This is a genomic window from Saccharobesus litoralis (assembly GCF_003063625.1).
In the GTDB taxonomy this organism is placed as follows: domain Bacteria; phylum Pseudomonadota; class Gammaproteobacteria; order Enterobacterales; family Alteromonadaceae; genus Saccharobesus; species Saccharobesus litoralis.
On record NZ_CP026604.1, the window covers coordinates 4,635,951 to 4,650,593 of the forward strand.

The window sequence follows — 14,643 nt, forward strand, 5'->3', positions numbered from 1 at the left end:
GGAGTTTTTAAATTGTCGCTTTATTTAGACACAAGATAAGCTAAAAATATTTCAAGTTTAGAAACTATTTTTAATAAACCGATATTTGTTCAGCAAATTAAAGACAAAAAAATACCCCGACAAGCGAGGTATTCTCAAAATTCTAATTATTGAATCAGACTATTTAGCTTTGGTATTTTTTGAAGACTAAAGTGGCATTAGTCCCACCAAAACCGAAGCTGTTTGACATAACAGTGGTTAATTCAGCATCGCGTTTTTCAGTCACAATATCTAAGCCTTCGGCTTTTTCATCCAAAGTATCAATATTAATTGATGGGGCAATAAAGCCGTTTTCAAGCATAAGTAAGCTGTAGATAGCTTCATGTACACCTGCCGCACCTAGTGCGTGACCTGTCATGGCTTTAGTTGCACTGATTGCTGGTTTAGTATCAGCAAATACAGTTTGGATAGCTTCTAATTCTTTAACATCACCGACAGGCGTTGAAGTACCGTGCGTATTGACGTAATCGATTGAATCAACGTTTTCCATGGCTTGTTGCATACAACGGATAGCACCTTCACCACTAGGTGCAACCATGTCGTAACCGTCTGATGTTGCACCATAACCTACGATCTCGCCGTAGATTTTCGCGCCACGCGCTAACGCGTGTTCTAACTCTTCAACAACAACGATACCGCCGCCGCCAGAGATAACAAAACCATCACGATCTGCATCGTAGGTACGTGATGCTTTTTCAGGCGTTTCGTTATACTTAGTTGATAATGCACCCATGGCATCAAACATCATGGTCAATGTGTAGTGCAGCTCTTCACCGCCACCAGCAAAAACAACGTCTTGTTTGCCTAATTGAATTTGTTCCCAAGCATGACCAATACAGTGTGCTGAAGTTGCACACGCTGAACTGATTGAATAGTTAACACCTTTAATTTTGAACGGTGTCGCCAAACAAGCAGAAGCGGTAGAAGACATAGTACGTGGAACCATATATGGACCAATACGCTTTACACCTTTCTCGCGAAGAATACGCTCAGCATCAATTTGATTTTCTGATGAAGCACCACCAGAACCGACAACTAAACCAGTACGCGGATTAGACACTTGCTCAGGCGTTAAGCCTGAATCTGCAATAGCTTGCTCCATAGAGATATAAGCGTAAGCAGCTGCATCACCCATAAAACGAATTTGCTTACGATCAATATGCTCTTTGGTATCGATTTTTAAATCGCCCCAAACTTGGCTACGTAAGCCTGCTTCAACAAATTGATCCGACTTGGTGATACCAGAGCGACCCGCTTCCAATGAAGCTTTAACTTCTTCAGCATTGTTACCAATACTTGAAACGATACCTAAGCCGGTGATAACAGCTCTTTTCATTTATATCCTCACAGAATTTTTATTTTGATAAAGAGCTAAATAACTCGGATCCAGCTCGTTCTAATTTAATTGGCGCATATTATGAGTTAAGCAAACACATAAAACAATAAAGCTGATCACCTCATCGCTACTGGTATAAGCAGTTACTGCATTTTTTTTAATTAAGATCAGACATTTAGCACATATTTTAAGCTTTTATTTTTTTTATATTTCAGCTTACAAGTGTTCACTTATTTAAATTTTATAACAAAACAAGCTTGGTCAAAGCCTAGGTTTTCCTTAAAATAACCAGCCTTTATTTCATGTTTGAGACATTCAGTTGAGCCAATCCATCCAAGCCGCCGATATTCACTTTAATGAATCAGGTACCCCTATTTCTAATCAGTTTGATGATATTTATTATTCGCGTGAAGATGGCTTAACTGAATCCTATTACGTGTTTCAACAGGGTAATCAATTACAAACGCGATGGTTGGCTTTTGAGCAAGAGCAGTTTGTGATTGCCGAAACCGGTTTTGGTACAGGGTTAAACTTTTTGGCGGTATGCCAATCATTCCACGAGTTTCGACAGCAAAACCCAGAACATACGTTAAAACGCCTACACTTTATTAGCTTTGAAAAATTCCCGCTAACCCAAGCCGCGTTAGCTGAATCTCTAAGCCAATGGTCAACGGTTAAGCCATGGGCAGTGCAATTACTGGCTAACTACCCTTCTCTCATTCAAGGGGTACACAGACTACAGATAGATACGGCGATCAGCTTAGATTTATGGTTTGGCGATGTACTCGATTCAACACCACAAATAAATGATCGCGGCATCGGGGTTGTCGACGCTTGGTTTTTAGATGGTTTTGCACCAAGCAAAAACCCAGATATGTGGAGTGACGAGCTATTTTATCAAATTGCTCGCTTAACCAAACAATCTGGCAGCTTTGCGACATTTACCGCCGCCGGTTTTGTGCGGCGCGGCTTAATGCAACAGGGTTTTAACGCGTATAAGTTACCTGGGTTTGGCCGCAAACGTGAAATGGTTGCCGGTGTTATGCAACAAAAACCAAATTTAGCGCTAAACCGCAGCCAGTTATTATTTCCAACACCAGCGGCACATACCAACAGGCAACCTGACGAAAAACAAGTGGCTATCATAGGCGGTGGCATTTCCGCCATTAGTAGTGCCTATGCGTTAGCGCAACGTGGTTATCAGGTCAGCATTTATACCCAAAGTCATTTAGCAGATGCAGCTTCAGGCAATCATCAAGGCGCTGTTTATCCCTTAGTTCAATTGCAACACAATCCACTTTCAGAATTACATATTAAAGCCTTTGAATTTAGCCAACGTCATTATTCCCATATGCAAACCACACTTGATTTTGGTTTTGCGACTTGTGGCGTATTACAATTGGCCTTTAATGCCGACCGACAACGGCGCTTACAGCAATTAGTTGATGAACAAAACTGGCCAGAAACCCTAGTCCACGCTGTATCGACTGAGCAAGCTAATGACATAGCCGGTATCAATATCAACAGCCCTGCTTGGTATTACCCTAACGGCGCTTGGCTTAATCCTGTTTCTTATATCAAGGCGCTAGCCGAACAACTCGTTGCCAAGCAACAACTGGTGTTGCACGAAAATACCCAAGTCACCACATTACAGCAAGAAAACAACCATTGGCAGCTAACTCTAAATAATGGCCATACCGTTGACGCTAACATAGTGATTTTAGCCTGTGGCCATGCCATTCAAGACTTTGAACAGGCACAAGGGGTTGAGGTTCACCCAGTACGTGGTCAAGTTACCGAGCTTGCCAGCCACAGCGAATTAGCTAAATTAAAAAGTGTTATCTGCCATAAAGGCTATTTAACGCCAGCTTTTAGCCAGAAACATTGTGCGGGGGCAAGTTTTATTAAAGACAATGACAGTATTGCTGTCAGCCAACAAGAAGACGAAGCCAATCTAGCCCAACAAAGCCAATTTTTAGCCCAGTCAGGCATTGAGTTTACGCCAGAGCATATTGTAAATCAGCGAGCATCGATCCGTACTTGCACGCAAGATCATATTCCTGTTGTCGGCGCTTTGTTTGATCAAAAAACATTAGCCGCCAGTCACCATGATTTATGGAAAGGCCAAAAAGTAACATTGCCAGCCAATACTTACGATAATTTATATTGCTTAACCGGTTTAGCATCACGTGGCTTAAGTACAGCGCCTTTTTTAGCGGAATATTTGGCCAGTATGATCAACCAAGAAGTATTGCCCGTCGCGCAAAATATTAGTGACGCATTAAACCCAAATCGCTTTGTGGTGAAGAAATTAATTCGCCGCGAGATCTAGTGTCGAAGAGTTGGTTTTATCGCTGCATTTACGGAATTAAAAATTGAGCGGTTCTGAAAAACTGAGTTCTTTTGGAATATTATAAGATATTTAAATGAGGGGCCTGGCAATCGGCAGGTTCCGAAGAACCGAGGGGGTGCCGATTTTCAGGAGATATTCGTTGCTGTAAACTTTTAAAACTTGGTGTTTCGAGGGGTTGAAACTATCTAATGCGATTAATGTCGTTAAACTGATAAATTGCTTTTAATTCTTCAACGTTTTTGTCTAACGATTTAAGAATACCAATCACAGATTCTAATGCGACATCTTCTGTAGGGGGCATGTCAGGCGCCTTGAAATCCGTGCCGTCTAGCTGAATCGGTTTGTCAAACATTGTTGCTCTCCGCTACCCCAGTTAAGTTACTTTATGTATCGGAGAGCGATACAAATGCTTTAGCTAAAAATTAAACTTTTTTAATTTATTTTTAAAATTAACGGCCTGTTTTGATTACTTTGTTAGTTAAATGCTTTAATAAACAAACCTATACCAGACAAAATTGTCATGGTTTCAAAACTGCGTTTTACCAAAATGTTGCCTTTTGCTAAAGCCAAATAAGCACCCAAATAGCCACCAATGAAAGAACCGGCCAATAAAACCAATAACCATTCCCACTTAACTTGATGAATAATAGCCAAGGTAATAGCACCGGCTCCATTCCATAACACGCCAACCATCACTAAAGTGTATGATACCGCTCTGGTGTAACTCATACCAAACCAGCCAATTAACCACATGGTGACAAATAACCCAGTGCCCGATGTAAGCGATCCATTAAGTACACCAATAACGAATAAACCTAAGGCACCAAGTAAATAACCGCGTAAATCCAAATTACGCATATTCTCTTTCATACCCAAATCGGGTTTAAGAATGGAATATATGCCCAAACCTATCGTCAAAATGCCCAACGACACCATGGCGATTTTTTCAGGAATTTGCAGAATAACATTGGCACCTAAAACCACGCCAGGTAACGCACCGGCGATCATAATGGTAACGAGTTGCCATCGGTAGCCACCATTTTTTAGATGTTTGATTGATGCGCCTAAGCCTAAAGCCACAGACGCAATTTTGTGGGTTGCTAGCGCAATACCAAAAGGTAACCCAAGAAAAATTAATGCTGGTAATTGCAATAAGCCAGCGCCACCGCCAGCTAATGACGATAACGTATTGGCAATTAAACTAATAAAAAATAGCAGGATTTGTTCGAACATACTGTCCTTGCCCAACGGCGTATTAGGGTAATGCAGCGCATTATACGGCGGATCAGGCTTACCGGCATTGAATTTACAACATAAAAGCCTTATTAATAACACATTATAGGTTTTTGCATGGGTCAACAATGAAAGACGAACTTGATTTATTTATGCAGGAAATGGCCGATGTAAAGCCAATATCGCAAGAAAAGTCTGTCGCTAAAGTTAAAGACAAACCTTCGCTAGCCCAACTGGCACGTAGAGAAGCCGCCGAACAAGAATTATTGGACGATCCTAACAACCTATCTACGGAATATGTCGAGCCTGTCGATCCCTATGATGTACTGGCCTATAAAAAAGATGGCGTACAAGAAGGAGTATTTAAAAAACTGCGTTTAGGCCAATATCAAATCGAAACCAATCTTAATCTGCACCATCACTCTGTTAAAGAAGCTCGGCGCGAAATTTTTAACTTTGTTCAAGACTGCTACAAACGTAACATACGTACGATCAATCTCGTGCATGGCATAGGTAAAGACAGTAAACCTTATCCGGCTATTTTAAAAAGCCATATCAACAAATGGTTGCAAGAATTGGATTGTGTATTGGCTTTTCACAGTGCAATTAAAGCCCATGGTGGCTACGGCGCAACCTATGTGTTATTGAAAAAAAGTGAAGAGAAAAAGCGTGAAAACCGCGAACGCCACGCACGGCGGTTAGCTTAAAGCAAAAATGTTCAACTAGCCGAAATAATTTCGGCTAGCAACCCTACGCCCTACATACTACGTCATACACACCCTAAGCCATACTCACTGCGACATACCCACTACGACAATAAAGAGTTAAATATGATCTAGCACTTTTGTCATTGATTTACCCGACTATTCAAATTGTTAACAATCAGTATACTTTTTAGCAACTCAACTCTCTTGCTAAAAACGGGTAAATAAAAACATCATGCTAAAAAATCAATTAATAAAACTCTGCTTCTTACTGCTGTGCTTTAATTCTTCGGTGGCATGCAGTGCGGTTACGACACAATCCAGTACACAAGCCAATACACAGTCAACTAGCCAGTCAAAAGGCACTGTGCTGATTACGGGTGCTAACCGTGGCTTAGGTTTAGCCTTATCTCGCCATTTCATTGCCGACGGTTACAAAGTCATTGGTACGGCCCGTAAACCTCACAAAGCCACAGACCTGAAAGCGGCTGGCGCACAAGTTGTGCAATTGGATGTAACAGATGATGAGTCCATTGCCGCCATGGCAAAAACCTTACAAGGTGTAGCCATTGATATTGTTGTGAATAACGCAGGTTATGTTAACGACTATACGCGAGGCATTGAATCATTTAAAAAATCCACACGAGAAGAGTATTTAAGAACCTACAACATTAATACAGTCGGCCCCGTTTTAGTCGCCAAAGCACTCTACCCTAACCTATTACTGTCTAAAGCCAGTGTTAAAAAATTAGTTAATACCTCTTCACAAGGCGGCATTGTCGACCGTAAAGGTACTCATGCCATTTATGCCTACGACACTTCAAAAACCGCTTTAAACAAACTAACCAATGAGCTCGCTAAAGACTTAAAAGCCGACAATATTACGGTTATCTCACTCGCACCAGGTTGGAACAAAACCAGAACAGGTGGTGAAGGTGCCCGCCTTGAACCAGAAGTGTCGATGGCGCAAGCTAAAAAAGTGATTGAAAGCCTGACTATTGAAAATACCGGCACCTTTGTCACTTATTCCGGCCGTTCGGTTAAGTGGTAAGCCTTATGTCAAATTCAACAACTAACAAGCAAACATCGCACAATAATTTTTTCTGTCGCTTAACTCAAATTGAGCCAGAAGAAATTAAAGCCGCACTGCTGGCATTTTTATTCATCTTTTTATTAATGACCTCTTACATGATTTTAAAACCGGTAAGAGATGCCTTGCCCAGTGACTGGGGCGACGTAAGCCGTGCCGTGCAATGGACGTACACCTTTATTTTTGCCACGCTCGCGGTGATGATCTACAACTATTTTTCATCTCATATTTCGGTGCGTAAACTCGTCCCTCGGGTATTTTTCGCATTTGCCATCAGCTTCATGGCGATTTACGCCGCGTTTAAACTGGGGGTAGATGTATCGTTACTCGGTAAAGTGTTCTACGTGTGGACCAGTGTCTTTAGCTTGTTTCATATCTCGGTTTTTTGGAGTTTTATTTCGCAACATTATTCCAAATCACAAAGCAAACGCGTGTTCAGTTTTATTAATACTGGCGCCAGTGCTGGCGCAATTTTAGGACCACTGATCGTGATTGTATTAGCTGAAGCAATTAGCATAGAAAATGCCTTGCTAGTCACCAGCAGCATTTTGTTGATCAGCTTACCTATTATTGCCTTACTGAATAAACACTTTGATGCCGCAGAACAACGTATTACCGATAGCGAACCGCTACAAACCAATCCGTTTTCTGGCTTAAGTCAGTTACTGTCGCACAAGAAACTGATGGGGATCGCTAGTTTTATCTTTTTACTGACTGGTGTTAGCGCGTTTTTCTACACCACGCAAAGTGATGTGTTAGCCGAATTTAGCCGTGCAGAGCGTAAACAAATGCTCGGCGGTTTAGAGTTGATCACCAATACCCTGACTATTCTGATTGGCTTGTTTGTATCTAACCGCATTTTTCAAAAGCTAGGAATATCTTTTAGCTTATCTTTTGTGCCCTTCGCCATTGCGGGACTAATGCTATTACTCAGCGCCAATCCGGTTGTGTTGTTTGTATTGATTTTAGTGGTGTTACGTCGTGCAGGTAACTACGCCATTGTGCGACCAGCCAGAGAAGTCTTATTTACTGGAGTCGACCGCGAAGCCCGCTTTAAAACCAAACCCATTATCGATATCGCAGTTTACCGTGGCGGCGATGTGTTCTGGATCTGGACAATTGCCTTTATTGGCGACGGCTATCTTGGTTTTAGCATGGCCGAAAAAATTATTGCTGGCGCGGTTGTCGCCATTCTTTGGGGGCTAACTGGCATGTTTATCGGCAGAAAGCACGACAACGCAGAGCAGCAAGAGGCATCCGAGCAAGCGGCCAGTGCCGAACTCAAGCCTTGTAAATCAACAAGTTAAACCACCTATAGTCAAAGCGATCAGGTTTTAGGGGAAGCCGTCAAGCTTCGAATCCCCATGAGCATATGCTCTATTATGTGATTGGGGTGAGTAAGCGCAGACAATGAACCATAAGACCTGAGCGAGAAGACTATATTACTCATTATTCGGGACAATAATATGAAAAAAAATTTCAAAACTCGTTTAGCGAAAACTCGCAACCTAGTGTTAGGCTTATCAAGCGCAGCCTTGTTAATGGCTTGCTCAGCTAACCCTAGCGATGTAAAACAAGATACCGACGATTTTAACTTATCTGGCGTGATGCAGCCTGTTGCCCAAGAAAACATCTTTTACGATAAAGAATTCTTTAACTGGGGTTCAAGCATGGTTAAAGGTGAAGACGGTAAATACCATTTGTTTTATGCGCAAATGCCTCGCAAACATGGCTTTTTTTCTTGGTTAACCGACGGTCGCGTATCTCGCGCCGTGTCAGATAGCCCAACAGGTCCTTGGAAACATGTTGAAGTAGTAATGGAAGGCCGTGGTGACGGCTACTGGGATCAATACACTGTGCATTGCCATAAAATTTATAAATTTGAAGGCAAGTACTACTTGTATTACATGTCGACTAATTCAGGTGATATGGACTTAACCCCAGAACAACTAGAAGAAGTGCGTCGCTCACGTTGGAAGCCAGATAATTTACGTGGCATGATGCGTTTAAATCAGCGTATTGGCGTCGCGGTTGCCGACAGTATTGAAGGCCCTTGGCAGCGTTTTGACAAACCGTTAATTGAACCTGAATTTCCTATTGCTAACATAGTCAACAACACGACGGTAACCCAGCGTCCTGACGGCGGTTATTTGATGGTTGTGCGTGGTGATCAACCCGACCAACCGAAAAACGAAATTATTCGTATGCAAGCGGTTTTATTAGCTGATCACCCCTTAGGGCCATGGAAAATGCAAGAAAAACCTGTGATCAAAGACTACAATTCTGAAGATCCTGAAGTGTGGTACGATGCTGAGCGTAAACGCTACTATTCGCTATACCATGCCTTTGGCTATATGGGAATGATCACCTCAGAAGACGGCTTAAATTGGCAACGAGCTAAACACTACAAGGTTTCAGATAAATCGTATAAAACGACTGAGGGTAAAACAGTTAAAGTGCATCGCTATGAGCGCCCAACGATTTACCATGAAAATGGTAAGCCGTTAGTGATGACAGCGGGTATTAAAATGCCAGACGGCGACACCCATTCACTGTTTATTCCCTTAAAGCAATAACAGTAGCAATAACAGTAAAAGCGTTATAAGTCGGTGATTTACGGTTAAGCACCTGTAGCCTTTATCGAGTCATCATGTAATGGATGACTCGATTTGCCAGCTTAATCGCTCACCTGCAAAATCAAGCTTATTACGAGCAAATTAAGATTAAAAAGGTAATACCATGCTAGCGAAAAAGTTGTTCATTTTTGTTTTACTACTCGCTAGCTTGTATACCTATGCAACAGTTAATGTTAACGCTGAAAATGGAATTAGCCCAGATGTTGTACAACCTAATGCAATTGCTACTAACGTTGTCGCAGCTAACGCGGTTGATCCTAAAAATATTGACGAGTACCGACACCAGCAAGCGCAATCTAAATTAAATTTATCAAGCTGGCCCGTCACACGTATTAAACAATTAGAGCAACTGCGCGAACAATTAAAAGCCAATATCGCTCAGTTACCCCGTCACTGCCCTATTATTTCAGACAATCGTTTGGGCTATCATTCTTCTCTTACTTTAAACATCGACCACAGCGCACCGGTGGATCATCAAATCAATTTTACACTTGAGCGCGCTTATCCAATTCAATCCATCGCCTTGGTGCCGGCGTTTAATCCACTTCGTCCTTATGGTGGCTCCTACGCGTTTCCTAAGCGCTTTAAAGTAGAAGGTGAATCTACTGACACTAATAAATGGATCGAAATCGTCAACTGGCTAGATAAAGACTTCCCTAACCCAGGTTCATACCCGGTGTTTTTTAACAGCATAGATCAATCCTTTAAGCGCATTAGAATTAGCGCCCCAAGTTTAATCGATGGCAAAAAACAACCTCATTTTGCCCTAGGGGAAGTATTTATCTGGGCGCATGATGAAAAAAATGGATTAATCGAAAACGTCGCGCGCGCCAATACAACCCAAATAGATACATCAAGCAGTTATAACCAAACCGCCAAATGGCACCCACATTTTTTAACTGATTTAGACACCGGTTTGGGCTTTCCCATTCAAGAACAAGAAGTGGATCGTCAAGATTTACTGATCGTCCCCAGCCAGCAAGATTTAGCATCACGCATTGAGTTTATTATTCGTTTAAACCGTCCTCGTGATATAAGCAGAATCGATTTTTGGCCTGCTAAGCCTAGGGGTAACATTATGTTGCCTGATTTTGGATTTCCGGAAAATATTCGCGTTGAAGTGGCCGACAATGCCGATTTTAAGCAAGCCAAGCTAATCAACCCTGATTCAAAAGGCGACAAATTTGGTACTTTGTTTACTGTCAGCTTAAAAGCCCAAACCTTACAATTTATTCGCATTACAATGGACCAATTGCAGCAGTTAAATGGTCAACGAATATTAGGATTAGGCGAAATCGCCGTATACGACGCCAAAGGCGAATTCGTTAGCAATAGTGAAATAGTTGCCAATGGTATCGCCTCGCCCTACCTGCAGCAATTAGACAGATTGTTAGACGGCTATAGTTGGGGACGACGCATTGTGGCAGAGCGTGATTGGATAATGGGCTTGGCTCAACGCCGCCCGCTAGATGAGCAACTTAAGTTAGTTAATAACGAGCTAACCTTGGCGCATGAGTATTGGGAATGGTTAGTTTCTCGCTTCATTATTGTCAGTATTGTTATTTCACTACTCATACTGGTTGGTGCATTTGTCTTACTACAACGTTCGCACCGCCAACATTTACTAGTTAAACAAGGTAATAGGATCAACCGCGATTTACATGATGAAGTTGGCAGCAGTTTAGGCAGTATCACCCTGTTAGCTGACGAGTTAGCCAGTGCTAAAGTCAGCCCCGAAATCGCAGACGATCTAAACGACTTATCCCTTATGGCGAGAGAGGCTAATGCCTCTTTAAGAGAAGTTGTGTGGAACGGAGACGATAAATCGATTTTATTAAGTTCATTATTATCTTCATTAACTAACCGAGCTGAGCGTATTTTACGTGGTGTCGCCATAACGGTAATACAGCCCGAACAAGTGCCGAATATTAAAGTCTCTTTGGCTGTAAAACGCCACTTAACGCTGTTTTTCAAAGAGGTTATTCACAACTGTGCGCGTCATGCTAATGCCAGTCACCTGACAATAAGCATCAATATTGATGCAACGACCTTGGCACTAGAGGTTAAAGATGATGGCTGTGGTTTTGAACCTCACCATGTAACCTCAGGCTGGGGATTAAATAACTTAGTCGCTAGAGCCGAAGAAATGCAAGCCAAGGTAGCGATCCAATCCGTTCCCCATCAGGGAACCTGTATTAGATTACAGATAGCACTCAGCCAGCTGTCGCAAGAACCTGAACACGGCTATCAGACGTCAAACGAGTAGAGGTTTTTTATGACACCAATTAACGTATGGATTGTAGAAGATGACGCGACTTATAGACGTACCTTAGAGCGCGTTTTAAGTCGCGCAGACGCTATAAATTCTTGCCGTGCTTTTCCATCCTGTATTGAATTTTTCACGACGTTAGATGACGAGCCTGCCACTCGACCGGACTTGATCCTGATGGATTTAGGTTTACCTAGAATGGGCGGGGTTGAAGGCATTAAAAAACTGAGCGAAATAGCACCCGACATTATCGTGGTTGTATTAACGGTATTTAGTGAAAAAGGCAAAGTACTAGAAGCGTTAGAAGCCGGTGCAGCTGGCTACTTGTTAAAATCGGCCAGTGGCCCTGAAATTGTCAAGGGCTTACAAGAAGTCATAAAAGGCGGCTCGGTGCTCAGCCCAGAAATAGCCAAAGTGGTACTCGATAATATTCAAAAGCCTGTGACTAGCGAAGATTATAAATTAGCCACGCGAGAAATAGAGGTATTAGAAAAATTATCCTTGGGGCAAAGTGTTAAAGAAATTTCCCGCAGTTTAGCCATTTCACAAAGTACGGTTTCAACTTATTTAGCCAGAATATACGCTAAGCTAGAAGTGCAGTCTCAATCTGGCGCGGTGGCTAAGGCGTTACGCAGTGGCATTATAAAGTAACTATAGTCTTCTCGCTCAGGCTTTATGGTTCATTGTCTGCACTTACTCTCGACTTTGCTTACATGGATGTAAGTCTGCCTCTTCTACACAAGTTTCAGAAGCGCTTTTTTCGGTCAATGAGGGTGAAGTTTTATCACCGAGGCTTAGGAAAATACACTCGTCATCCTCGCGCATGCGGGGATCCAGCGACTTTTGTTGGATAAACATAGTCTAGTTTAAGCAAAAGACACTGGGTTCCTGCCTGCATGGATGCAGGTACTTAGCGATAGCATGGATGCGATAGCTGTGCATACGCAGGAAAGACGGTACTTTTTTAACCACTAAATACTACCTACTAACCCGCATTTTTCTTCGACTTTAGGTTAACTTGAGATAATTAACATTTGTGTAGAAGAGACAGGGGTATAGGTACTTAGGTTTCGTCTGGAACTAGAAACCTGCCCCTAAAACCTGATCGCTTTGACTATAACACTTTTATAATTAATGGCATTCCCAACCACTACAACCTAAAGAACAATATTGCTGGCAATAAAAAACCCGCTATTAAGCGGGTTTTTTGTAGATCCATGATTCATAAATCTATTAATCTGTTAATCTGTTAAGCGTCTTTTTTTTCAACAATTGTTGGCTCTTCATTGAGCTCGGCTGTCGCAGTGTTAAAAAAAGCTGAAACAGCCATAACAACTACTGCAATAGCAACAACCGTTAAGTTTATACCCTGTGAGGCCTTATTCATGGGTCATTACCAACTTTTAGATTTTGTTATTGTTTTTATCAATTACACCACTTACCGGTAAATGACTGAAAGTTAATTACCAACATGCGATTGCACAATAATAGAGCGATTTTTAATCGATAACAAGCACAATATTTATAAATTGCAAAAAAATTAACGAGTTATCTTTCCTTGAATAAACTCGATATACTTTCGACTAAATAAAGGTGTAATAAGTTCACCATAAAATGAATTTTTTACGACAAAAAGGTAAGAAAATGTCAAAAAGTCGTAGGTTAATTTGCTTAATCGGCCTATTTCTATTAACCAGTTGTGGCAACATAAACTCTTCACATTCGGTTAATAAAGCACCAAAAAATATCATATTAATTATTGGTGACGGCATGGGGCCAACTCACATAAGTGCTTATCGTTACCTAACCGAACATAAGTCAGGTAGCACCCAAACGGTATTTGATAAATTCAAACTCGGCACAGCATCCACTTTTCCCGCCGACAATACCTTAGTTACCGATTCCGCAGCAGCGGCAACCGCTTTAGCGACAGGCATAAAAACTTACAATGGTGCCATTGCAGTAGACAAGCAACAGAACCATTTAACAACCTTATTTGAAATCGCTAAACAGCACAACAAACAAACTGGCTTAGCCGTTACCTCTGATATTGCGCATGCCACCCCCGCCAGTTTTTACTCGCATCAACAACGGCGCAAACAAAAAAATGAAATTGCCAATTGGCTAGTCGATAATCAAACCTCAAAACAACCTATCGTTGATGTGATTTTAGGTGGTGGTAAATTTTTTATGAAACGCAGCGACCGAGATTTGATCGCTGAATTACAAGCCAAAGGTTATAGCTATACAGATAACATGGCGCAATTAGCGCAATTAACCAAACCGGCATTAGGTATTTTTCATTCGATTGGCTTTCCCAGTGCACTAGATTCCGATACGCAGCGCTTAAGTCAAATGACAGATACCGCACTTAATTTACTCAAAAATAGCGAACAAGGGTTCGTATTGTTAGTTGAAGGTAGCCAAATTGACTGGTGTGGTCATCAAAACGATATTGCCTGTCTACTGGCTGAAATGGCAGATTTTGCCAATGCAATCGATACGGCGTATCAATTTGCCAGTCAACGCGACGATACGCTCATTGTCATTACAGCGGATCATGAAACCGGCGGTTTAGCATTGGCTTCACAAGGAAAATACCTTTGGAAAGTCGATGAGGTGGCTAAAATTAGCATGACAACAAAAACGATGGCCGCAAAAGTGAAACAAGGAAACGATTTAGCCACGCTATTATCTCAGCACACCCCTTTTACCTATAGCGAACAAGAAATAGCTCAAGCGCAAAGCTACTCCCATTTGGCAACCGAACCCTTTGCTTTACACATTACTAAATTGATCAACAAAAAGTCCAATACGGGTTTTTCAACCACAGGCCACAGCGCAACCGATGTGCAAGTGTTCAGTTACGGTACTGGCTCTGAGCATTTTACAGGATTTATGGATAACACAGATATTGCTAAAAAGTTGATCCAGTTCGTTAAGCAGTAAACGAAAATAGCATAGGGTAAGGGGCATGTTAGCG

General features: G+C 41.8%; 12 protein-coding genes. 8 read left to right on the forward strand and 4 right to left on the reverse strand.

Features of this window, described 5'->3' with window-relative positions:
* Positions 1-163: 163 nt before the first annotated feature.
* Entirely contained in the window at positions 164-1,375 is a 1,212-nt protein-coding gene (fabB, locus tag C2869_RS17335) for a beta-ketoacyl-ACP synthase I (protein WP_108604141.1), read from the reverse strand.
* A 319-nt stretch (positions 1,376-1,694) separates the two neighbouring features.
* Between fabB and mnmC the strand changes: the two genes are divergently transcribed.
* Complete coding sequence (gene mnmC / locus C2869_RS17340; protein WP_159084216.1) at positions 1,695-3,707, forward strand: bifunctional tRNA (5-methylaminomethyl-2-thiouridine)(34)-methyltransferase MnmD/FAD-dependent 5-carboxymethylaminomethyl-2-thiouridine(34) oxidoreductase MnmC; 2,013 nt, start codon at positions 1,695-1,697, stop codon at positions 3,705-3,707.
* 202 nt (positions 3,708-3,909) lie between these two features.
* Here mnmC and C2869_RS22510 read toward each other — a convergent pair whose 3' ends face one another.
* Together C2869_RS22510 and C2869_RS17345 are read right to left on the reverse strand one after the other, a co-directional pair.
* Positions 3,910-4,080, reverse strand: a complete 171-nt coding sequence (locus C2869_RS22510) for a hypothetical protein (RefSeq protein WP_159084217.1) — start codon at positions 4,078-4,080, stop codon at positions 3,910-3,912.
* 122 nt (positions 4,081-4,202) lie between these two features.
* Positions 4,203-4,961, reverse strand: coding sequence for a sulfite exporter TauE/SafE family protein (locus C2869_RS17345; RefSeq protein ID WP_108605107.1), 759 nt, complete (start codon positions 4,959-4,961; stop codon positions 4,203-4,205).
* Positions 4,962-5,089: 128 nt separating this feature from the next.
* Here C2869_RS17345 and smrA point away from each other — a divergent pair, with 128 nt between their 5' ends.
* From smrA to C2869_RS17375, 6 genes are all read left to right on the forward strand, one after another.
* Positions 5,090-5,668, forward strand: coding sequence for a DNA endonuclease SmrA (gene smrA, locus C2869_RS17350; protein ID WP_108604143.1), 579 nt, complete (start codon positions 5,090-5,092; stop codon positions 5,666-5,668).
* A 232-nt stretch (positions 5,669-5,900) separates the two neighbouring features.
* A complete protein-coding gene (locus C2869_RS17355) occupies positions 5,901-6,716 on the forward strand; it encodes an SDR family oxidoreductase (RefSeq protein WP_108604144.1) in 816 nt (271 codons plus the stop codon).
* A 5-nt stretch (positions 6,717-6,721) separates the two neighbouring features.
* Complete coding sequence (locus tag C2869_RS17360; RefSeq protein WP_108604145.1) at positions 6,722-8,062, forward strand: NTP/NDP exchange transporter; 1,341 nt, start codon at positions 6,722-6,724, stop codon at positions 8,060-8,062.
* Between the two features lie 159 nt (positions 8,063-8,221).
* Positions 8,222-9,331 (forward strand): glycoside hydrolase family protein, encoded by a 1,110-nt coding sequence (locus tag C2869_RS17365; RefSeq protein ID WP_108604146.1) that lies wholly within the window; start codon positions 8,222-8,224, stop codon positions 9,329-9,331.
* A 163-nt stretch (positions 9,332-9,494) separates the two neighbouring features.
* Positions 9,495-11,657: a sensor histidine kinase gene (locus C2869_RS17370; RefSeq protein ID WP_108604147.1), complete on the forward strand. Its 2,163-nt coding sequence runs from the start codon at positions 9,495-9,497 to the stop codon at positions 11,655-11,657.
* Positions 11,658-11,666: 9 nt separating this feature from the next.
* Complete coding sequence (locus tag C2869_RS17375; protein ID WP_108604148.1) at positions 11,667-12,311, forward strand: response regulator; 645 nt, start codon at positions 11,667-11,669, stop codon at positions 12,309-12,311.
* Positions 12,312-12,909: 598 nt separating this feature from the next.
* Here the strand turns inward: C2869_RS17375 and C2869_RS22700 are convergent.
* On the reverse strand, positions 12,910-13,047 hold the full coding sequence (locus tag C2869_RS22700) for a hypothetical protein (RefSeq protein ID WP_199915587.1): 138 nt from the start codon (positions 13,045-13,047) through the stop codon (positions 12,910-12,912).
* Positions 13,048-13,304: 257 nt separating this feature from the next.
* Between C2869_RS22700 and C2869_RS17380 the strand changes: the two genes are divergently transcribed.
* Entirely contained in the window at positions 13,305-14,609 is a 1,305-nt protein-coding gene (locus C2869_RS17380) for an alkaline phosphatase (RefSeq protein WP_159084218.1), read from the forward strand.
* Positions 14,610-14,643: the final 34 nt, after the last annotated feature.